Annotated in this window: 14 protein-coding genes and 3 pseudogenes; 6 read left to right on the top strand and 11 right to left on the bottom strand. The window is 44.5% G+C overall.

All coding sequences use genetic code 11. The features are described from left to right. Window positions 1-264, top strand: a pseudogene (locus tag QUB64_RS28405) (hypothetical protein); the annotation flags it as partial. Window positions 265-737: 473 nt separating this feature from the next. On the opposite strand, the gene QUB64_RS28400 reads toward QUB64_RS28405, so the two are convergent. Together QUB64_RS28400 and QUB64_RS28395 are read right to left on the bottom strand one after the other, a co-directional pair. Further along, window positions 738-4,106 (bottom strand): response regulator, encoded by a 3,369-nt coding sequence (locus tag QUB64_RS28400; RefSeq protein ID WP_333277103.1) that lies wholly within the window; start codon window positions 4,104-4,106, stop codon window positions 738-740. A 1,015-nt stretch (window positions 4,107-5,121) separates the two neighbouring features. After that, the gene (locus QUB64_RS28395; RefSeq protein ID WP_333277098.1) at window positions 5,122-6,204 is read right to left on the bottom strand and encodes a class I fructose-bisphosphate aldolase; all 1,083 of its coding nucleotides are present in this window, start codon (window positions 6,202-6,204) and stop codon (window positions 5,122-5,124) included. Window positions 6,205-6,522: 318 nt separating this feature from the next. On the opposite strand from QUB64_RS28395, the pseudogene QUB64_RS28390 reads away from it, so the two are divergent. From QUB64_RS28390 to QUB64_RS28380, 3 genes and pseudogenes are all read left to right on the top strand, one after another. Beyond that, a pseudogene (locus QUB64_RS28390) lies at window positions 6,523-7,737 on the top strand (RNA-guided endonuclease InsQ/TnpB family protein). 116 nt (window positions 7,738-7,853) lie between these two features. Further along, window positions 7,854-10,472: a M1 family metallopeptidase gene (locus QUB64_RS28385; RefSeq protein WP_333277097.1), complete on the top strand. Its 2,619-nt coding sequence runs from the start codon at window positions 7,854-7,856 to the stop codon at window positions 10,470-10,472. A 401-nt stretch (window positions 10,473-10,873) separates the two neighbouring features. After that, entirely contained in the window at window positions 10,874-11,290 is a 417-nt protein-coding gene (locus QUB64_RS28380; protein ID WP_333277094.1) for an NUDIX hydrolase, read from the top strand. Window positions 11,291-11,511: 221 nt separating this feature from the next. On the opposite strand, the gene QUB64_RS28375 is transcribed toward QUB64_RS28380, so the two are convergent. The 6 genes from QUB64_RS28375 to petC form a co-directional block, all read right to left on the bottom strand. Further along, the gene (locus tag QUB64_RS28375) at window positions 11,512-11,994 is read right to left on the bottom strand and encodes a hypothetical protein (protein ID WP_333277092.1); all 483 of its coding nucleotides are present in this window, start codon (window positions 11,992-11,994) and stop codon (window positions 11,512-11,514) included. Between the two features lie 51 nt (window positions 11,995-12,045). Continuing rightward, window positions 12,046-13,098, bottom strand: a complete 1,053-nt coding sequence (locus tag QUB64_RS28370; RefSeq protein ID WP_333277090.1) for an NAD(P)/FAD-dependent oxidoreductase — start codon at window positions 13,096-13,098, stop codon at window positions 12,046-12,048. A gap of 332 nt (window positions 13,099-13,430) precedes the next feature. Beyond that, complete coding sequence (psbQ, locus tag QUB64_RS28365) at window positions 13,431-13,874, bottom strand: photosystem II protein PsbQ (protein ID WP_333277089.1); 444 nt, start codon at window positions 13,872-13,874, stop codon at window positions 13,431-13,433. A gap of 112 nt (window positions 13,875-13,986) precedes the next feature. Next, window positions 13,987-14,838 (bottom strand): alpha/beta fold hydrolase, encoded by an 852-nt coding sequence (locus QUB64_RS28360; protein WP_333277086.1) that lies wholly within the window; start codon window positions 14,836-14,838, stop codon window positions 13,987-13,989. A gap of 313 nt (window positions 14,839-15,151) precedes the next feature. Then, window positions 15,152-16,141, bottom strand: a complete 990-nt coding sequence (petA, locus tag QUB64_RS28355) for a cytochrome f (protein WP_333277107.1) — start codon at window positions 16,139-16,141, stop codon at window positions 15,152-15,154. A 181-nt stretch (window positions 16,142-16,322) separates the two neighbouring features. Beyond that, window positions 16,323-16,865 carry a cytochrome b6-f complex iron-sulfur subunit gene (gene petC, locus QUB64_RS28350; protein ID WP_293184104.1) on the bottom strand — a complete coding sequence of 181 codons (543 nt, stop codon included), beginning with the start codon at window positions 16,863-16,865 and terminating at the stop codon, window positions 16,323-16,325. Window positions 16,866-17,076: 211 nt separating this feature from the next. Between petC and QUB64_RS28345 the strand changes: the two genes are divergently transcribed. Together QUB64_RS28345 and QUB64_RS28340 are read left to right on the top strand one after the other, a co-directional pair. Beyond that, window positions 17,077-17,394 (top strand): DUF3067 family protein, encoded by a 318-nt coding sequence (locus QUB64_RS28345; RefSeq protein ID WP_333124350.1) that lies wholly within the window; start codon window positions 17,077-17,079, stop codon window positions 17,392-17,394. Window positions 17,395-17,942: 548 nt separating this feature from the next. Beyond that, window positions 17,943-18,251, top strand: a complete 309-nt coding sequence (locus QUB64_RS28340; RefSeq protein WP_106149684.1) for a carbon dioxide-concentrating mechanism protein CcmK — start codon at window positions 17,943-17,945, stop codon at window positions 18,249-18,251. A 302-nt stretch (window positions 18,252-18,553) separates the two neighbouring features. On the opposite strand, the gene pip is transcribed toward QUB64_RS28340, so the two are convergent. The 3 genes and pseudogenes from pip to tatC form a co-directional block, all read right to left on the bottom strand. Next, window positions 18,554-19,501 carry a prolyl aminopeptidase gene (pip, locus tag QUB64_RS28335; protein ID WP_333277083.1) on the bottom strand — a complete coding sequence of 316 codons (948 nt, stop codon included), beginning with the start codon at window positions 19,499-19,501 and terminating at the stop codon, window positions 18,554-18,556. A 302-nt stretch (window positions 19,502-19,803) separates the two neighbouring features. Beyond that, window positions 19,804-20,911: pseudogene (locus tag QUB64_RS28330) on the bottom strand (IS630 family transposase). 178 nt (window positions 20,912-21,089) lie between these two features. After that, on the bottom strand, window positions 21,090-21,857 hold the full coding sequence (gene tatC / locus QUB64_RS28325; protein WP_333277105.1) for a twin-arginine translocase subunit TatC: 768 nt from the start codon (window positions 21,855-21,857) through the stop codon (window positions 21,090-21,092). Between the last annotated feature and the right edge of the window lie 539 nt (window positions 21,858-22,396).

Below are 22,396 nucleotides of genomic sequence, written 5' to 3'. Positions count from 1 at the left end.
GTTTTGATTGGTTTGGCGATCGCTGGTTTAGGTGTCGGGTTACTAATGCCGAATATGAATGTGTGTTTGACCTCATCAACTCCCGCATCTCTGCGAGGGCGAATTTTGGGCGGACTTACCACCAGCTTTTTCCTAGGTCAATTTACTTCACCCTTCGTCAGTCAACCTTTGAGTCAATGGCTAAGTTTAGGTACAACTTATGGCCTAGCAGGTGGATTGATGCTAGCAACCGCAGGAATCACTGTTGGAGTCATGCTCCGGTAATTTGCCTCCTAACGCAAAGGGGCGAGGAATAATATCAAATCCGATTGCATTGTCCTGTATTCATCTCTAAGCTGTTGTGCATTTAAATTGTATATTTCGAGTCCCGATCGAACAATCGTCAAATCCTCTCCCCTTCTCCCCATCGGACCCTATCCCTCTCTAATACTATACGCAATCTAGATGCAACACAGCTTATCTTCTCTCTGTGCCCTCTGCGCTCTCTGCGGTTAAATCACCTGACGATACAAACGTATTGTGATATAATCTATTTTTTCCCAGCCGAGGCAGAGGAAGAGTGATATGGGTTTAGGCTCTTCATTGGAACCACTAACTACTATCCAACTACTTATTACATTTTTGGGGCGAAAGTTAGTAGTTAGTGGTTAGTAGTTAGTGGTTAGTGGTTAGTAGTTAGTAGTTAGTAGTTTCTAATAACCAATAACAAATAACCAATAACAAATAACCAAATCAAATTACTTAAAATCTAAATCTGCCACACCTTCCCATCCTTCGGGCACTTCATATTGTTGATATTGCTGACAGCGTTTCACATAAAGTAGAGCGGCTGTATCTTCAGAATTTTTAACTAATACCTCTTCAAAGATTGATTGAGCGATTGCAAAATTTTTAGAACGATAAGCTTTGACTCCTGCTTCAAAAATTGCCTGAGTCTGCGTCTTTAACTGATTAGACAATCCTAGTTTTTCATCATAAATTTCATAAACAGCAACCGATTCAGTTTTCCCTTTCACCCTGACTCTATCGAGAAAACGAGCATTGCAATTTTTTAAAGATTCCAGCCGAGATAAAGTATCTTCGCTAATCAAAATTCCCGCTCCGTACAGCTTAGTTAAGCCTTCCAAACGAGACGCCAAATTAACAGCATCCGCAATCACCGTCGTATCCATCCGTTCTGATTCGCCAACGGTTCCCAGCATTAAATTGCCTGTATGCAAGCCAATACCTATAGAAATCGGAACCTCACCTTGCTGTTGTCGGTGGTCGTTGTAGAGCCCTACTTGTTTCTGCATCGCGATCGCAGCTTGCACAGCATCATTAACTGACTCAGGAAACAGCGCCATAATTGCATCGCCAATATATTTATCAATAAAGCCTCGGTGCTGGCGAATCACTGGGCTGACTTGACTGAGATAAGAATTAATAAAATTAAAATTTTCTTGAGGTGTCATCGCTTCGGACAAAGTTGTAAAGGAGCGAATGTCAGAAAACATTACCGTCATTTCTTGCTGTACTTGGTCGCCGAGTTGAACATCAATAATACTCTCTTTTTCTAAAAATTTTAGAAAATTGCGCGGCACAAATCGCCCGTAAGCCGAAGTTATTTTGGCAAGAGAAATATGAGTTCTGATCCGGGAAAGCATTTCTTGTTTTTGAATCGGCTTGGATAAATAATCATTAGCTCCCGATTCAAATCCCTCCACAATATCTGCTACTTGATTTTTCGCAGTCAGCATCACAATCGGCAGTTCATAGGCTGGAAATTGCTCGCGAATTTTTTGACAAACTTCATAACCGTTCATGTGCGGCATCATCAAGTCTAGCAAAATCAAATCGGGGATAAAACCGCCTTCCATTACTGCCAAAGCCTCTTGTCCGTTACTTGCTTCTGTAATGGCGTAATTGTAGAGGGAAAGATTATTGATTAGTACCTGACGGTTAATGGGTTCGTCATCAACAATCAAAACTTTGAACTGTTTTGCATGACTTATCGTCAGCGGTAAATCTTGGTTAAGCAGGGGGATTGCTAAGTCGTAATTTTGAGTTGTGTTAACTTCAGGAATCGACGGCTTTGGTTCAACTTTGACATTGGAGATAGGCAAGGTAAATGTAAAATGCGAACCCTCACCAAGCTGAGACTCAACTATAATTTCACCCCCATGCAGTTCAACCAATTTTTTACTCACAGCTAGACCCAATCCTGTACCGCCATATTCTCTAGTGCTAGCTCCTTCTGCTTGCTCAAATGATTCAAAAATTCTCTCAAATTGACCTTCTGCAATACCAATTCCTGTATCAGAAATAGTAATAGCCAATAGAGAATTGGTAGTTGCTGGTTTCGGATAACTTACTACCGATTGCTGAGGATGATTAACTACTTTTGCCGACACTGTTACCGTACCTGAAGGGGTGAATTTAATGGCATTGCCCACAAGGTTGTGCAAGATTTGTTGCAGGCGGTCTTCATCAGCTAAAGCTGCTGGCAATTCAGGAGATATTGAGTTTACAAGTTGCAATTGTTTGGGAGCAGCTAGGGGTTTACTCATGGTCAAAATTACATTGGTAACTGCTCGTAAATCTACGGGCTTTAGTTGCAGTTCCAAATTTTTGTGCCTCAATTTAGAGAAATCGAGAATATCGTTGACTAAATTAGACAAGCGCTTACCGCTGGAGACAATCAAAGTTAGGTTAGCTTGAGTTTTTTGGGGGAGTTCTCCGGTTGCTCCGTCAATCAGGGATTCAGCGATGCCAATGATGCCGTTGAGGGGAGTGCGGAGTTCGTGGGAGGTGTTGGCAAGAAATTCATTTTTGAGTTGATCTAGGTCTTTTAAGTCTTCATTTTGCTTGGCTAGGGCGGCAAAAGATTCTTGAAGTTGCCTGGCCATGCTATTGAATGAATGTGCCAGTTGTCCGATTTCATTTATTTTGCTGGGTATGACGTGCTGATCTAAGTTTCCGGCGGCAATTTCTGCGGATGCTTGAGAAAGTTTTAGCAGTGGTTTCGCAATCCAGGAAGCGGTGAAAATGCCGACGATAATTGCGACAATTAAAGTAACAATACACAGCAAGATGGTAGTTTGGTTGTTGGCGTCAATTTCTGCTGTAAAGTCTGATTCGGGGACAACTACGACAACTAGCCAATCTAAAATACCTAATTCATCTCGAAAAGGGGCAACTTGTAGAAACTGTTTCTTGCCATTTAGCAAAAATTCCATTTGCTGAGGAGTATCTATTTTATTTAAATTTCCCAATTGCTGAAATAAGTATTGAGTTGTGTTTTGTATTAAAGGATCGCTAATTTTTTCAGCGTGCAGGCGCTCGGTTTTTCCACTAGCGTTAACTGTAGAAGGTTTGGTAATTGTGGAAGTAGCAACTAAAAGTCCGTTGCGTTCGATAATGAAAATTTTCCCAGATTTGCCAACAGTGAAATTGTGCAGGAACTCGCTAATTTGTCCCAGGGAAATATCGGTCAGAAAAACGCCCTGAAGCGCTCCTGTAGTGTCGTAAAATGGGTAGACTGCTGAAAGGTCTAGCCTGTCGCCTAAAGCGGAAGTATCGATCGCACTCCAAGTTGGGGTGCCGGCGCGGACAGCGGCTTTATACCAATCGCGAGTTCTAGCATCATAATTGGGCTTTTCTCGAATTAGTTTGATGCGATTGCCTTGATTGTCAACTGCATATCTACGGATAGCGTTACCAGTTGTTTCGTTCGCTATTACTGTGTAGCCTTCTGGTTTATTAGCCCCTACGAATTCCCCTTTTGAATTAGCAAAGGCGATGGTGCCAATATTGGAACTCAGGGATTGGCTTTGTTGCCAAAAATAGGCTTCCATTTGCTGAAAATTGGTGGGATCTAGTAACTTTTGGCGAATCGTATTGATGTGAATTTGCTCAATCAAATGAGGCTTAGCCAAGTAGCTTGTGAGGTGAACTTGGACGCGAGCTGCGATTTCACGGCGCAACTGGCTGGCAACATTGTTGACCGCTTTCTGTCCATTACGGAAGGACAGGTAGCCCACTAGCCCAACAGCCACAAAAATTTGTACGACGAACGGAACGACGAGGGTAGCACGCAGGCCGAATTTGCCGGGATTATGGTTCATAGGGGGGCGCGATCGCAAAATGTGAGCTTAAAGGGGTATAATTCAGTATTATAAACATTCATTTTTAATACACACACCTAGGGTTATACAATTTGAGATTTGAGATTGAATAATTGAGAATTATGAAGCTAGTGGTTTGGAGTTTGCCTTGAGTAGCAAGAGTTTTTTGAACATTATTTTATTTGGGTTAAGTAAGTCGGCGCTTTAGAACACAACTATGCAAACAATTGTCAAGTGTCCAAATGTTTTATATTGGCTGATTTAAACCTCATGTTTACATACTGTTACATTGTTCGGTTTAATCCCGCCTACCTACCTACTTAATCAATTAAAAGGTAGAAGGCATAATTAAGACAAACTGGGTACATCTCACTTTTGATTTGAAGAGAAGAGGGCTATAGCATGACCGCATATAAGTTATTAGTTATAATTTCATATTCACGGAGGTCATGCTATAGCCCCTACAGACATATTTGCCAAACACCAAACTGAGATGCACCCGACAAACTTCTGCTTGATACTTTATACTTCCGGAATTAGTACAATCAAAGCAATTTTTAGGAAAAATGACAAGTTATCACTTAGCGATCGCCAAATATAGTTTTTTTCGGTAAATGGAGCAAAACTCTCAACAAAATATGTGTATTTTAGGGGATTGCCGAAGCTGAGAGCAGAAGACGGGGCGCTTGACACCCCCATCTATACATAAAAAACCCGCTGGTATAGCGGGTTGAGGACCGGGTGCTTAAAATTAGGCGATCTTTTTGGATGCGCGCACTATCCAGACATCGTTTGTATAGTCGCGGTTTCCAGCTTACGTCCTATAGCGGTTCTCAAGCGTGGTGAGGTACACGGGTTCCAATGCCCAATGACCTGCGCAAGCCAATGCCCCATCCCTGGGCTTCGCTTCGCCCCATGCCCTATGCCCCATGCCCAATGCCTAGTGCAGCGATGCCCAATGCCCATAAGAGCACCTCATGTTACACCAGAAAGGCTATATCTTATTTTTGAATGTTTAGGCGATCGTGATTTCGGGCGACAAATAAACGTCTTGAATGGCGTTGAACAATTTTACACCTTCTTCAAAGGGACGCTGAAAAGTTTTGCGGCCGGAAATTAAGCCGCAGCCGCCTGCGCGTTTGTTGATTACCGCCGTGCGAATTGCTTCGGCAAAATCGGTTTTTCCTGAAGCACCGCCGGAATTGATTAAACCCATCCTTCCTGCATAACAGTTGAGCACTTGATAGCGGGTTAGATCGATCGGGTGATCGGTTGTCAAATCCGAATACACGCGGCTGTCGGTTTTGCCGTAACTCTTGCCGCTGGCTTTAGCAACTGCGGCGTAGCCGTTGTTAAATTCGGGCAATTTCTGCTTGATAATGTCAGCTTGAATTGTCACTCCCAAGTGATTTGCTTGACCTGTTAAATCAGCGGCTAGGTGATAATCTTTGTCTTGTTTGAAGATATCGTTGCGGAGGTAGCACCACAAAATTGTTGCCATTCCGTACTCGTGAGCGTGGGCAAAAGCTTGACTAACTTCTTGGATTTGTCGCGTTGATTCTGGGGAACCAAAGTAAATTGTTGCTCCGACTGCAACTGCTCCCAAATTCCAAGCTTGTTCGACGGTTGCAAACATTATTTGGTCGGCTTGATTGGGATAAGTCAGCAGTTCGTTGTGATTGAGTTTGAGAATGAAAGGGATTTTGTGCGCGTATTTGCGAGATACGCTTCCTAAGACTCCGAGAGTTGTCGCGACAGCGTTGCAGCCCGCAGAGATTGCTAGTCTAATGATGTTTTCGCTGTCAAAATAGATGGGATTTGGTGCAAAAGAAGCGGCGGCTGAGTGTTCGATTCCTTGGTCTACTGGCAGGATGGATAAATAGCCGGTATTTGCCAAGCGTCCGCTAGAATATAGTTGCTGGAGCGATCGCAAAACTTGAGGAGAGCGATCGGTTTGAGCGAAAATGCGATCGACCCAATCCGGGCCCGGCAGGTGTAACAAATCTTTAGAAATTTTTGCTTGATGGGTGAGCAAGTCTTCGGCTTCGTCACCAAGCCAAGATGCGATCGAACTGGGAACTGATAGTGTAGCTGTCATGCAGATTTCCCTCTGAATTTCAATTGCAGGCTGATGATTGCAGACATTAGCCTTGCTGATATTGTAGCTAAAAAATCTTTTTTTCCATCCCGGCAACGATCGCCTGAATTTTTAACTGGACAGACGGGAATTCCCCCGCTATAGGTGTACTCACTATCTTCGGCGGGACGGGTGGCTCGTGAGAAGACGATTGCACCGCCGACCAATTCGACAAGCGTAGCTCTCGACAAGAGAGGCGGTGTATGAGGAAACGAACAAATTCCTTGTATTCTCCTAGTATCCTTGCTACAATATTATCAGAGATGCCGATAACCGATAATGTACCAAGCCTATAAATTCAGAATCTATCCTACAGCCGAGCAGCAGACATATTTGGCGGGTGCTTTCGGTTGTTGTCGTTGGTTCTGGAATTATAGTTTGAACCTGTGTCAGCAGACCTACAAAGATACTGGTAAAGGTCTAAGCAGAAGTGCAATTCAAGGATTACTCCCAAATCTCAAAAAGGAATATCCTTGGCTGACGAATGCTTATTCTCAATCACTCCAAGTAGTTGCACTGAATCTATCTACTGCTTACAAAAACTTCTTTGATAAACGTGGCGGTTTTCCTAGTTTCAAATCGCAGCAGGGAAGACAATCTATTAGTTATCCTCAGAAGGTCTAAGTAGGGGACAGTTCTATCAAATTGCCAATCATTGGTGAGGTGCATTGCGTCATTCATCGAACACTAGACGGCACTGTCAAAACCGTTACTATTTCTAAAAATACTGATGGTAAATACTATGCTTCGATCTTGGTTGATGATGGACTAGAAACACCGGAAAGTGATGCTAATGGCAAGGCTATCGGCTTAGATATTGGTCTGATTGACTTTGCTGTAACCAGTGATGGTAGCAAATATACAAACCCTAAACACCTCAATAAACACAGTCGCAACCTAAAGCGCAAGCAGCAAAAACTCTCCAGGAGTAAACAAAAAGGGAGTAATACCAGACATAAGGCTAAAAGATTAGTAGCCAGAGTTCATTCTAGAATCAAAAGAGTCCGGGTCGATTTTCTACACAAACTATCCCGCAAGATAGTAGACGAAAACCAAGTTATTGCAGTAGAAAATCTCAACGTCAAAGGCATGGTACGCAATCATTGTCTAGCCAAAGCGATTAGCGATGCTGGATGGGGTATGTTTGGAACAATGCTCAAGTATAAAGCCCAGAAACTAGGCAAGCTCTACATCGAGATAGATCGCTTTTTCCCTAGCTCCAAAACTTGCAATAATTGTCTCCACAAAGTATCGTCCATGCCTTTGAACGTGCGTCATTGGGATTGTCCCAAGTGTCACAGCCGCAACGATCGAGATATCAATGCTGCGAAGAATATTAGGGATGAAGCCTTGCGGTTTTTGGCATTAGGAACTAGTGCTGCTGCCAGTGGAGGGAATGTAAGTCAACCTGGAAAGATTTCGGTCTTGACAGATGCGATTCCCCGCGAAGCTGGAAGCCCCCGTCATAGCGTACTCGCACGGGCAGGTGGGTAGTTCACCAAGATTAGCGACAACAGCAACTAGGACGCGCTACTCTGTAATTAAGCTGGCAGTTCCGCCCGATAGCTGCTGCCTGCGATCGCCGATCGACTCACAACTCCTCAATCACAATGTCAAACAACTACTTTGATACTGAAAACGGTCACAAATCCTTCGAGATGCCCGGTGCTAGACCCCACTACAACCCCGATCGACCCGGACAAGTAGAGCATATTTTCCTCGATTTAGTGCTCGATATTCCCAAACAAAGTTTTCGCGGCACTTGCAGCATCCGCATAAATCCAGTCCGCAGCGGTATTGACAAATTAACCTTAGATGCTGTCAACCTGAATATTAAATCTGTAAAAGTCGGGGAAACCGAGCAGAATTTCGACAGCGACGGGGAAGTGCTGCAAATTCAACTGCACGAACCAACAACAGCTTACGAATCAATTACAATTGCGATCGCGTACTCGGTCGAAAAACCCCAGCGCGGCCTCTATTTTGTCGGGCCAGACAAACACTATCCCGACAAACCAACACAAGTCTGGACTCAAGGCGAAGACGAAGATTCCCGCTTCTGGTTTCCCTGTTTCGACTATCCCGGACAACTCGCAACTTCCGAAATTCGCGTGCAAGTTCCCCGAGAATTTTTGGCAATATCCAACGGCGAATTAATTAGCACAAAAAACGATGGCGACGACAAGATTTATCACTGGTCGCAAACTCAGGTACATCCGACTTATTTAATGACCTTAGCAGTCGGAGATTTTGCCGAAATTAAAGACGAATGGAACGGCAAACCAGTTAATTATTACGTCGAAAAAGGCCGCGAAGCTGACGGTAAGCGCAGCATGGGCAAAACGCCCAAAATGATTGAATTTTTCTCTAAAGCATTTGGCTATCCTTACCCTTTTCCTAAATACGCTCAAGTCTGCGTCGATGATTTCATCTTCGGCGGGATGGAAAATACTTCCACAACTTTGCTAACAGATAGGTGCTTGTTAGACGAACGCGCCAGCCTCGACAATCGCGGTACAGAAAGCTTGGTCGCCCACGAATTAGCTCACCAGTGGTTCGGCGATTTAGTAGTAATTAAACATTGGTCTCATGCTTGGATCAAAGAAGGGATGGCTTCCTATTGTGAGGTGTTGTGGACTGACAAAGAATACGGCCAAGAAGATGCGGCTTATTATATGTTAGGTGAAGCCCGCAACTATTTAGCTGAAGACAGCGCCCGCTACCGCCGCCCGATGGTGACTCACGTTTACCGCGAAGCCATTGAATTGTACGATCGCCATTTGTACGAAAAAGGCGCTTGCGTTTATCACATGATTCGCGCTGAGTTGGGCGACGAGTTATTTTACAAAGCAATTCACACTTTTGTGCGGGATAACGCTCACCAAACTGTGGAAACGATCGATTTGCTCAGGGCGATCGAAAAAGCTACCGGTCGCAATCTGACATTTTTGTTTGACCAGTACGTTTATCGCGGCGGTCATCCAGATTATAAAGTTGCTTATTCCTGGGACGGCGACAGCAAATTAGCCAAAGTTACTATTACCCAAACTCAGGTAAAAGACAACAAAAATGGTAACGGTAATAGTAAAGATGTCTTTGACCTAAAAATTCCGATCGGCTTCGGCTACAAACCGGAAAAAGATGCAGATGAGCGAAATGCTGCTAATATAAAAACTTTCACGGTTCGAGTTCACGAACGCGAGCAAAGTTTCTATTTCCCCCTAGAAGAGAAGCCCGCATATATCAGTTTTGATGTCGGCAATAAATACTTAAAAACAGTTGCTCTAGAGTATGGAGTTGCCGAACTTAAAGCTCAGTTACAGTTCGATCCAGACCCGGTTTCCCGGATTTACGCCGCCCACGCTTTGGCGAAAAAGGGAGGCTTGGAAGCTGTGAAAGCACTGTCAGAAGTTCTCAAGAAAGAGCCGTTTTGGGCTGTGCGGGCGGAAGTAGCAGGTCAGTTGGTTGATATTAAACTCGACCAAGCTTTTGATGGTTTAGTAACTGGTTTGAAGGATAAAGATGCTCGGGTTCGCCGCGCTGTGGTGAATGCGCTGGGTAAAATCAAGACTCACGAGACTTATAAGGCGCTGAGGTCGATCGTTGAAAAAGGCGATGACAGCTATTATGTAGAAGCGGCCGCAGCGAGTGCGATGGGTTCGATCGCAGGCGCTAACCCCGACGAAAAACCCACGGACGAACAGGTACTCAAAGAGTTAAAATTGGTTTTGAAAGAGCGCGAGGGCTGGAATGAGGTTGTGCGATCGGGTGCTATTTCTGGTTTGGCGCAAATGAAAACTTCTGAAGATGCGCTGAACCTGATTTTGAAATACACAGCCGTCGGTACTCCGCAAGCTTTGCGCTTGGCTGCTATTCGCTCTTTGGGGACAATTTCGACTGGTCAAACTAAGCTCAATTTAGAACGGATTTTGCACCGATTGGCTGAACTTTCTAAAGAGACTTTTTTCTTGACTCAAGTATCTGTTGTTGTCGGTTTAGGACAAATGGAAACTCGCAAAGCTATTCGCATTTTGCGTTCTTTAGCTGACCAAACTCCAGACGGGCGCGTCCGCCGCATGGCTGATGAAGCCGTACAAAGAGTGCAGAAAAATGCTGGTTCTGATGCAGCCGTGAAGCAGTTGCGTGAGGAATTAGACCAGGTGAAGAAGGAGAATCAAGATTTGAAGAGTCGGATGGAAAATTTGGAGGCTAAGGCGAAGAAAGATTAGGCGTCAAACCGCATACCGGCGCAGATAAATGCAGATTTTGGCGATCTGCTTTTATCTGCGTGTCAGTAGAGGATGGGGCGCTATTATTACAATAATATTATTTTTCAGCCTCAGTGCATCTACATTTGCTACTTTCAACAGAGGGGAAAGCGAAATATGTCTATTCTCCGGTTTGTTGTATCAAATGGTGAATCATCTAGAATCAGCCGTGCAGTTTTTATTGTTTAGTTGTCAACTATTAATCGAACTTACGCACGGGTGGCCAGAAACCGGGTTTTTTACGAAAATCCTGGGCTGTATCCCGGAGATTTGGTAAAGAACCCGGTTTCTTTAGTCCTATACGTAAGTCCTATATTAATCAAGTTGCAGCAGCTTTTACACCCAGAAATATTGCAGAAATTATGAGTATACAAACCGCTGTATTGGTAGACCAATCGGGAGTAATTCCCTACCGTATTGAAAACGGACAAATTGAAGTAATGCTGATTACTTCTTCAACTGGTAAGCGCTGGGTGATTCCCAAAGGGTTGATTGAACCTGACATGACTCCCCAAGATTCCGCAGCCAAGGAAGCTTGGGAAGAAGCAGGTTTGTTGGGTAAAGTGTTCCCGGATTTACTGGGAACTTATGAGTATCAAAAGTCCGGCTATACTTGTCAGGTAGAAGTATTTTTACTGCAAGTGGACGCAGTTCTGGAAATTTGGCCGGAAGCTAGCAAGAGAAAGCGGCAGTGGGTAAGTATTCCGAAAGCAATTAAGCGGGTTAATGAACCGGAACTTAAACAGATTCTGGCGGATTTACCGAATCGGTTCTGGTGATTAACTGGTTTGTAGTGAGGACGAAGAGTCCTGATTAACTCCAACAGAGAGGAAGGAGTGATGCTGGCGCACTCTCACGCGAGCTCTTAAGCTCGCACTACACTCGGAAAATCATTATTCCGGTGTAAATGGAAAGGACTCTTCGTCCTCACTACAAACCTATGATAAAGGACTCTTCGTCCTCACTACAAACCTATGATATCGGTGTAAAAATTTTTACCTTAAGCGTTCGCTGACAGAAAAGGAAGGCTTTCGGCTAAGTTATCCTTGACTTCAATGCCCTGTTTTCTTGCCCAAAACTGGCTTAAGAAATGAATTTGCCGCAAGCCGACAATTAAATTTAAACCTGGTACAAACATCCACCAAACTGTTAGCGGTTCTTTCAGCCCTTCTTGGCGGTACAATTCGTTAACTGTGTTGTAAAGTTTGAACTGTACGATGTAAATCCAAGCAATTCCCACGAAGGAAAACCAACCAAACCATCCGGGAACGTCGGGGTCGAATATCCGCAAAGCTTGGGGGATGGCTACTCCTAACACAAAGGGCAATAAGCAAAGTGTCCCCGACCAACCCTTGCCGTTATAAGTCCGCAATTCTTCTTGAATAATCCATTTGTACCAGCCGTAATATAGCAGCAAGCTGACTCCAGATAGCAAAATTACTCGCCACAAGGAGCGGGGTTTTCCTAAGGGTTTTTCGGACATTTTTAGATGTAAGATATGAATGGCTTTATTTATTGTATTAACATTTGTTAATTATTGCAAAATTGCTTCTCTGATCGATCGCGCGGTTGCAGGGGCCAGCAGCACACCGTTGCGGTAGTGGCCGCTAGCGATGAGAACCTTGCTGTGACTGGGAAGCGCTTCGATAATTGGGGCTGGGCGTCCTTCCGGGCGCGGGCGCAATCCCGACCATTTTCGGATGATTTCAGCTTCGGCTAAGGCCGGACAAAGCGATCTCGCCCTTGCCATCACTTTATCCAACATATCAGCATTTGCCTCAACTTCTCCGCCATTTTCGGGAAACTCCACCGTCGCCCCCACCCAACATTCTTGATTTGCCAAAGGTACAATGTGAATGTCATCCCAGGTAATTACTGGCGCAAAATCTGGGTTTCCCAACGGATTTTTCAACCGCAAATGCAGCGCCTGTCCCAACACCGGGCGAATGTCCACCAATTGATTTAACGATGCAGTGACAGCAGCAGAACCCAAACCAGCAGATACAATTAGTCGATCGAACTCCACACTATCAGCGATCGCCGCCCCTGCAACTTCCACCCCAAACTCAAAAATCACGCCATTGCGTTGAGCAGCATCCACCAAAGTCAAAGTTAGCGCCGTCGGATCGACTTGCCGGTCTTGAGGCGAATAAATCCCAGCAATTATGTTATTCTTTAAATCAAGATGAGGGCAAAACTCGCGCACTCGTTCCACATCCCAAATTTCCAATTTCCAACCTTGAGACTTGCGAGTTGCTGCTAGCTTTTCCCACTTAATTAAATCTTCTCCTTCCGAACACAGCATCAAAATTCCTTGTTTATTAAAAGGAATTTTCCGCCCAGTAACTGCTTCCAATTCAGGAATCAAAGTTTCGTAGCGCTGAAGGCTGGTTTCCCTCAAATGCCAATTTCGGCCCTTGGTTTTGTGGCTGATAACTCCCATCAAAACGCCGAGGGCCGCACCTGTAGAACCTTGTGCTGGGGGCTGTTTGTCGAATACAGTGACTTTTAATTCGGGAAATTTACTTAATTCAAAGGCGATCGAAGCCCCGACAATACCGCAACCAATAATTGCAACGCGAACCATGCGATTTTAGATTTTAGATTTTAGATTTTAGATTATTCTCATATGGTGCGCACTACCACCATAAATAACAGTAGGGTGGGTCAGGGAGAAAGTTCTTCGTCTGTGTTCCAAACCTTCAGCCCTGACGCACCCTACAATAACTACTACCATAAATAACCCTAGGGTGCGTCAGGGAGAAAGTTCTTCGTCTGTGTTCCAAACCTTCAGCCCTGACGCACCCTACAATAACTACTACCATAAATAACCCTAGGGTGCGTCAGGGAGAAAGTTCTTCGTCTGTGTTCCAAACCTTCAGCCCTGACGCACCCTACAATAACTACTTCCTCAAGCGATTAGGCTTTAGGAATTAGCTGCAAGAAAGTATCGAAATCCTTCACAGCTTTGCTATAACTAGCCGTGATTTTGGCATAGTCAGCCACTTTAGCAGCGTTGTCAATCTCCACCAAATCAGCAAACAAACTCTTGGTCAAATCAGCAGCTTGCTGTTGAGATTTCGGCAACAAACTGCCCGACACGGTTTTCATGGTGCCGCGCAATTCGCCTAGAGGCCCGTGAATGTAAGTTTTGGCATCAACCCAATTTTTTTTCTGAATTAGGGTTCCTAGGTTGTCCATGCGCGATCGGAACTCTGTCAGAGTAGGAACATAGCGCTGAATTTGCTGGATCTGGGCTGTTGTGTAAGTCGTGGGAACTTTTGCTTCGACACTGCTGCAACTAACCAGAAATGCCATCAAACAGGCCATCATCAAGGCGAAAAATGAACGGGGACGAGTCATAGCGATTTTAGATTTTAGATTTTAGATTTCTCGTTGCGAGCGGGCACAGGGGCACTGCGGGCGGGCACAGGGGCACCGTCCCTACTTGGCACCGAGAGTTAGGTACAAAATATTATTTTACCTCCTGACGGCGCAGAAAAGTTATCATAGCATCGCCAACTTTTTCTGACCAATGTTCTTGAGGATAATGCGCCACTTCTTCTAGAGTGACTAACTCGGCATTTTTCATGGAACTGACTAATTTTTTAGCTGGTTCAACACTCAGCCAAGGGTCGGTTAAACCCCACACAAATAAGGTTGGTTGTGTCCATCCTTGCAAGCCGGATTCAATTTCTGCCATTGACTTTGGCAGTTGAATGTTGCGGACTGTGTTCATTAGCGATCGCCCTGCATCCGAACTCTTCAAAAACGGACGGCGGTAAACATCTAAATCCTTGTCTAATACCCTAATGCGACTTCCCCCTTCGAGGGTTCTGTCCACCAAAAGCGGGTCTTGCGTCAGCATATCGCCAATAAAAGGCAGTCCCAACTGCTGCATTTTCCAAGGCAATTTGATATCTGCTGAAATTGGTGTATTGATGACTACTAAACGATCGATTTTATCGGGATTTCGTAAAGCGTATTGAATGCCCGCTGATGCTAAAAATCCTTGGACGACTAGGGAAACTCGGTTTAACTCTAGAGTCTGAATAAAGCCACTGAGGGCGTCAACAAAGGAATCGGGAGTGTAAGCAAAGTCGCGTTTGTCTGGTTTGGTCGATCGCCCGTAGCCCACCCAATCCGGCGCGAGCGATCGAAATCCCTGGGCTGCCAAATCCGGCATGATTGCAGTCCAGGTAAAGCTTTGCGAGGGCAAACCGTGCAGCAGCAGCACCGGTGATTTATCACTTTCGTTTACCGGATTTGTTTCCCGATAAAACCATTCCAGTGACCCTACTTGAATTGTTTTCTCATCAATTGCCATTATTTTACTTGTTATTTATTAAAGAATAAGGCGGGTATTCCCCGCCTTACTTACCTGATAGTTGGGTGTGTACACAGCACCATTAGTATGAACTTAATCCTAAAAACTTTTGTATCTCAGGTTTGTATCGAAGTCCCGATCCCCCTAAATCCCCCTGGTTGTAGGGGGACTTTGAGAAAACTCTTGTTCCCCCCTTAAGAAGGGGGGTTAGGGGGGATCTAGGCCTTAATCGTCAGACCGTAGTCTGGCACTACATAAGAGGTTAAGTTGACACTAATAACAGAGTACCTTACCCAACTAATAAAAGTCCCGCTTAGAAATTCATTTCAGCAGCTTGAACTTTTTCGACCTGTTTCTTCTTGAGAACCAGCATGATTTGAGCCAGCATGGTCAAAGCCACGAAAGCGATCATTCCTGTAACTCGATTGGCACTTTGCAGCACAATTTCCACATCTTTTTGACCGAAGCCGCCCACATTAGGATTGCTTGTCAACAATTCGCCGGCTGCAACTGTTTGTCCTTCAGTAACAATCAGTTCTGGGCCGGCGGGAATTGTATCAACAACCGCTGCACCTTCTGCTGGTTGAATTGTCACTTCATAGCCGCCATCTTCCGGTTGAGCAATTTTAGAAATAGTGCCAGCTACCGAAGCATTATAAACAGTATTGTTGCTCTTGGCGCCTGTAGGATAAACCTGACCGCGACCGCGATTTCCGCCGACATAAATTAGATATTTGCCGTAGTGAACTGACTTGTCAGTTGCGGGATTTGGCGACAAAACTGGGAATACCAATTCTTTGTATTGTTCACCAGGCAGCGGGCCTACTAAAACAATATTTTCTTGGGTTTCGCTGTAAGGTTGGAAGTAAAGATCGCCGACTTTTTCCTTCATTTCTTCGGGAATTCTGTCAGCGGGAGCAATTTTGAAACCTTCGGGTAACATCACAACTGCGCCGACATTCAAGCCGCCTTTGCTACCGTCGCCGGTAACTTGCTGCACGCTTTGATCGTAGGGAAGCTTGACCACAGCTTCAAACACTGTGTCAGGTAAAACGGATTGCGGTACTTCAACTTCTGTTGGTTTGGCACCGAGGTGACAGTTAGCGCAAACAATTTTGCCAGTTGCTTCGCGGGGAGTAGCTGGTGCTGTTTGCTGAGCCCAGAAAGGGTAAGCAAATGCTGCTTGGGGAAGTGCGATGTCGCTACTGAGAAAAAATCCGGCGGCGGCGATCGCAATTAAAGCTGTTTTGGCGATCGTCCTGGCACTGCGGCGAAATATCGCAGATAAGTTAGTTTGTGGCATCAGAGTATTCAATCTCAAAGGTTCAGACAATTTAGTCATTGGTCATTGGTCATTGGTCATTGGTCATTGGTCATTGGTTATTAGTTATTGGTTATTAGTTATTGGTTATTGAAACTAACTGCTAACCACTAACGACTAACTACTAACGAATAACTACTAACGAATAACTACTAACGAATAACTATGACCAGGTAGGTGCTTCACCGGTGCGGAAATCTGTTTCTTTCCAAGGGGTAAAAGCCACCTTGTCATCTGCGACAGTGGCGTGGGCCAGGGCCAGAGACAAAGGTGCGGGGCCGCGTACCACTTTGCCCTCACTGTTGTATTGAGAACCGTGGCAAGGACACATAAACTTGTTTTCGCTAGCATTCCAAGGCACGACGCAACCCAAGTGAGTGCAGACTGCATTGATGCCGTATTCAGCCAGAGTTAAGTCTTTTTGCACCACAAGATAGGTGGGGTCGCCTTTGAGGCCTTGGGCCAAACTGCGATCGCCCGCAGGGTGCGAAGTCAGATATTCGCTAACGATGATGTCGTTACCCAAGGCATCTTTAGCCGTGACACCGCCACCAACAGCCCCGCTCGACGGAGGAACAAAATATTGGACAACGGGATAGAGCGCGCCCAGTGCCACACCTGTGACTGTACCGAACGTCAGCAAATTCATAAATTGGCGACGCCCCATATCGGGGACATCGGGATTTCCAGCAGAAGTTTGAGCCATGACCTGCCTTTACGGTTTTAAGTTAGGTTTGTTTGTTTGTCAGCCAACCTGTACGTGCAGAGGAAGGAGGACGATCGGTGCTAATCTGCTCGCACAAATTTGAGGCAGCGAAAATTCCTTTTAAGAATGCGCCTTCCAGCCTTTATTAGAGTATTATTACATTTTTTGAACTTTGTCTTTTATTGTTTAACAGATTCACTCAGGAGCAACCATGACGGGCAAGGATTTACACCAGCTACTCCTAGAAAAATGGGGAAAGTCTTACGATATCAGATTGCGGCGGACGCGGGGCAAGATTTTTGTGCAGGTGATGTGGAAATATTTGGAACAGGCGTCTTTTCCGATGACGGAGGCTGATTATTTCGAGCATTTGGATGCGGTGGCGAATTACCTCAACGGCTGGGGCAGCACGGCACAGGTGAGAGAATATATTGTCAATACTCGCGATCGCCCGCGGTTGGGTAAAGCTGTCAGCGTTCCCCTAGATTTGGGTGAAAGAGCCTCGGAGTGGTTGCTTGACGAGTTTTGAGTCATTAGTCATCAGTCATTAGTCATTAGTCCTCAGTCCTGCCGTCCTTAGTAGGCAAGATTGCTCAACTCCTTTTAATTAAAAAATTTTGGACGGGCTCTTCGGCCCATCCCACAAAAATATTTTTTGCTTGTGGGATGGGCCGAAGAGCCCGTCCCAGCTATTTTGGCAAGAAGTCTATTATCAGTCATCAGTTAGGAGCGATCGCCCCTGAATCGCGGCTTGTAAAGTTTTGTGTGCGATCGGGGTAGATTTTTTAAGTTGAAAGTCCCAAAAATCGTGAGGCGAACTTGTCAGCCGAGCTGTGGGGGCCGAGAAACCGTCGCTGTCCCCGCAGCTAATTTTCGCAGTTTTTTTGAGTCAAACTCTGTTGTGGCGGGCTTTGCTGGGCGCCAGACTGTAGGATTAAAAGCCCGCTACAGCTTGTGGGGCTGCAACAGGAGGGCGATCGAATTTTGGGCTGACCAAAATCATCCCCACCAATTTCTGTCAACACTTTCACCTACAATGAGTCTCAGCTATCTTGTGAAACTTAGGAGAATGTTGTAATGGGTGTTGCAGTTGGAATGGTTGAAGTCTTAGGATTTCCCGCTGCCGTAGAAGTTGCAGACTCAATGGTGAAAGCCGCCCGAGTTACTTTAGTTCGCTATGAAAAGATAACCCGTGCCTACTGGACAATTATAGTTAGAGGAGATATCTCTGAAGTGCAAGCAGCCGTGGCTGCTGGAATTGAATCAGTTAAAAAGGTCGATGGCGGAAAGTTGCTCTCGTATCACATAATTGCTCGTCCCCACGAGAATCTAGATTACATTTTGCCGATCGGCTACACGCCAGAAGTAGAACAGTTCCGAATGTAGTCAAAGTTTTGACAAAACTTTGGTGTGGAATTTTAACTTTTAGTAAATTATAGAGGCGCGGGCGATCGTGTCTCTATATTTTTTATAAACCTTAAAATTGAGCGATCGCCTAATACTCACCAATAAATTATTCTCACGCATAATATCGTTTCCGGTTGCATGGGAATGATTGAACCTTTCTAGAACACTCTTGACACAGAGAGAGAACGGGGAGTTGAATAATTCAGATGCTACCAGATTCGATATAAAATCTTTATAGGACTAATTTAAAATCAGCAATTAACCATTAGCAATTTGGATGACTACCTGTCTGCAAACTTATCTGTTGCGTCGATCAAACAGGCGCGAATTCCCGGTTCGCTCATCGAATGTCCGGCATCTGCAACTACAATAAACTCAGCTTCAGGCCAAGCACGATGCAGTTCCCACGCCGACATCATCGGACAAACAACATCATATCTTCCCTGAACGATAACCGCCGGAATTTTGCGGATGCCATCGATATTTAAAAGCAATTTATCTTCCGGCTCTATAAATCCCTTATTTATAAAATAATGGCACTCAATTCTGGCAAACGCCTCCGCGAAAGCATCAATTCCAAACCTTTGCTTTAAATCTAAATCTGGAAATAATCTACTTGTACTCCCTTCCCAAATTGACCAAGCACGAGCCGCTTCTAATCTAATTTGAGCATCGGGACTCGTCAAGCGTTGGTAATAAGCTGTTAGCAAATCGTCCCTTTCATTTATAGGGATAGGTTTAACATATTCCTCCCAAGCATCCGGGAAAATATAACTTGCTCCTTCTTGATAAAACCAGCGAATTTCTTTTTGTCTCAACATAAAAATGCCGCGCAAGATTAAACCCTTACAACGGTCGGGATGGGTTTGACTGTAAGCTAAGGATAGAGTGCTTCCCCAACTACCACCAAAAACAACCCATTGCTGAATATTTAAATATTCTCGAAGTTGCTCAATATCGTTGACTAAATCCCAAGTTGTATTTTCTTGCAATTCTGCATGAGGTTTACTTTGACCGCATCCGCGTTGGTCAAACATCACCAAACGCCATTTTTTAGGGTCAAAATATTGTCGGTAAAAAGGCGGACATCCACCTCCCGGCCCCCCGTGTAGCAATACAATAGGTTTTCCCTCTGGGTTGCCTGATTCTTCAAAATGAATGGTATGGAGGTCAGAAACTTTGAGTTTTCCTTCGTTATAAGGTTGTCTTGGCGGGTAAAGTTCTCGCATTTTTTCAAGGATTTATAAATCGACCTTGTTTATTTTACATCATGAAGAGACCCGATTTCTTTAAGAAACGGCTTGATTAATATCATGTCCGATTAATCAGCGATCGCTTTTGCGGACGATCGCACTCGTAAATAATACCATTTATCTAAAATTGTGCAACACTCGCGTTACCCCCTTTACTCCCCCCAACCCCCCCCGCCCCCCGAAGGGGGAGTGGGGGGAGTAAAGGGGGGAACAAGAATACTGTTATTTCGTTTTAAATTGGTATAAATATAAGCGATCGCAAATCATTCGTAAATGAATTAAGGGTTCGATCGAGCAGCAGTTCCATTGAGTGTTGGTTCAAAAATACCAAATTTGTGTAACTTGAGAAATTCAAAGCTTTGTGACTGTATAGTAAAATTGAAAAACCATTTTACCAAGGCAAAAGAACTGAGCCGCTTCCCAAATTTTCTCACCCAAGTCTTGGCATGAAGCCAAATATCTTCGACTGGATTCTGCTCCGGAGCATTGGGAGCAAACAGGACACAAGTTAAAGGCCATTCATCCCGCTCCTTACCTTGATTAATTTCTTCTAGGTAAGCTTTCATTTCTTTATATTTATGATAGCTGGCTCCATCCCAAATAATCAAATGTCTGGCTTCGGGATTTAAATATTGTAAGTCTTTTAAGAAAGCGACTGTATTCTCAGAATTTGCCGTTGCATATTCTCGCAGAACAAACTGTTTTGTTAAATAATTTACTGCTCCATAATAAGTTTGTTTTTCTCTCTCATTCAGCAGGGGTATTTCTATTCTCTCGTTGCGCCTTCCCCAAAGATAGCCACAGACATCTCCCCTATTGAGATGACACTCATCAATCAAATACACCACAAGCTTTCTCGACTCTATAGCCGAGCGGTGTTCTTCCAGAATCTCACAAATTTATTGGTGCTTTTTTTTGACGAGTTCTTCATCACGCTTTGGATTCTTTTTTTGAGATTTTTTCCAGCTAATTCCCGCTGATTTAAAAAGTTGATAGTAGCTAGCTTTTGATTGAAATTGAATCTGATACCGCTCTGCTATATGATTTGATAATTCGGATAAATCCCACTGGTTTTTATTGGTTAACCATTGGATGACTTCCGCTCGTTCTTCTGGCTTAAGTTGGCCCCGCGAGCCTTGATGATTTAAGCGTAGCCCTTCAATTCCATGCAACGCATAATTAATTTTCCACTTGCTAACAAATGGAGACGATACTCCCAAGATTTCTTGAATTGTTTCGCGTTCGATCCCTTCGATTAGCATACGGACAGAAATGGCTATGAGTGAGTTCTCTTGGATCGGGATTGCTGCCAATAAAATTTTCGAGTTCCAATAAAGCTTGGACTTCATGCTCCACAAATTCTTCTGCCGATTTTTTGGGGGACATCTCAATTCCTACTTAGATTAACGTCCTCATTATACATGATTCATGATTTACAAATCATTTGCGATCGCTATATAAGCGATCGCTCGGACTTGACATACAACCCTTGTAGGGACTTAGGCGGGGCTTGTGTCCCTACGGGGAGCGATCGATTTTTTGCATTCTCTGCTCTTGGTAATTCTCACCGCCCCAAAAGCTTCACCAAACCGACGCCGCCAAAGTAAAGAGCGAGCACCGCACCTCCCAAAAGACTTTGCGTCAAAGGGTCGGTAGAAGGCGTTAAAACAGCACCCAAAACTGCTGCACCCAAGACGACATAACGCCAGCCAGATAGCATTTTCTTAGAAGAAACTATGCCCAAAACGCCGAGCAATACTTGGACAATCGGGATTTGAAAAGCTAAGCCGGTGCTGAACATTAACAACAGTACAAATTTAAAGTATTTGTCGATCGACCACAACTGCTCTACAACATCCGCCCCGTAGGTAACAAAGAAGTTCAGGGCCGCCGGAATCAGAGCAATATAAGCAAATACCAGCCCGCCCAAAAACAGGAAACTCGAACCGAAAAACACTGGCCCCAGCAACCCGCGTTCTTTGCGAGTCAAACCCGGTAGCACAAATAGCGCTATTTGGTAAAAAATAAACGGACTTGCAATCAGCAAACCGCTGTATCCGGCTACTTCAATCGAAACAAAGAAATACTCGCCAGGAGCTAGTTGCAAAAACTTGACGGGCCCGGCGGGTACTTCTAACAATTGTACGATCGGTTTAACGGTCAAAAAACAACCAAGTACAGCGATTGCTACGGCAATTAGCGAGTAGAAAAGTCGCTGCCGCAATTCTTCTAAATGGTCGAACAAAGACATCTCAACTTCGTCTGGAAGTTCATCGAGATATTCATTTTCTAGGTTGCGGGAACCCAGAAAACTGTCGGCGATTTGTGCAATGTTATTTTCCGGGATAACTGCTTCGTCTTCTAAGTTAATGACATCCACTAAATCATCGGCTATGGATGCAATGCTATTTTTAGCTCTAACTTTTTTATCTTCTAATTTACTGACAGCCTCTAAATCATCGGCGATTGGTGCATTGTTATTTTCCTCGCTAACTGCTTCGTCTTCTAATTTACTGACACCCACGCAATCATCGGCGATGGATGCAATGCTATTTTCCGGGATAACTTCTTCGTCTTCTAAGTTACTGACACCCACGCAATCATCGGCGATGGGTGCAATGCTATTTTCCAGGATAACTGCTTCGTCTTCTAAGTTACTGACATCCACTAAATCATCGGCGATGGATGCAATGTTATTTTCCTCGCTAACTTCTTCGTCTTCTAAGTTACTGACATCCACTAAATCATCGGCGATGGGTGCAATGCTATTTTCCAGGCTAACTTGTTCGAGGTTGTTGTCGGAACCTGGTTCGGATGTCTCCAATTCTGAGGGCGCAGTCATAGGTATTTTTGATTTTATTTAGGTTTTAC

The sequence above is a fragment of the Microcoleus sp. Aus8_D2 genome (assembly GCF_036702665.1).
Lineage (GTDB): Bacteria > Cyanobacteriota > Cyanobacteriia > Cyanobacteriales > Microcoleaceae > Microcoleus.
Note: the sequence above shows the minus strand (reverse complement) of the source record. Positions and strands in the feature narration are given on the sequence as shown.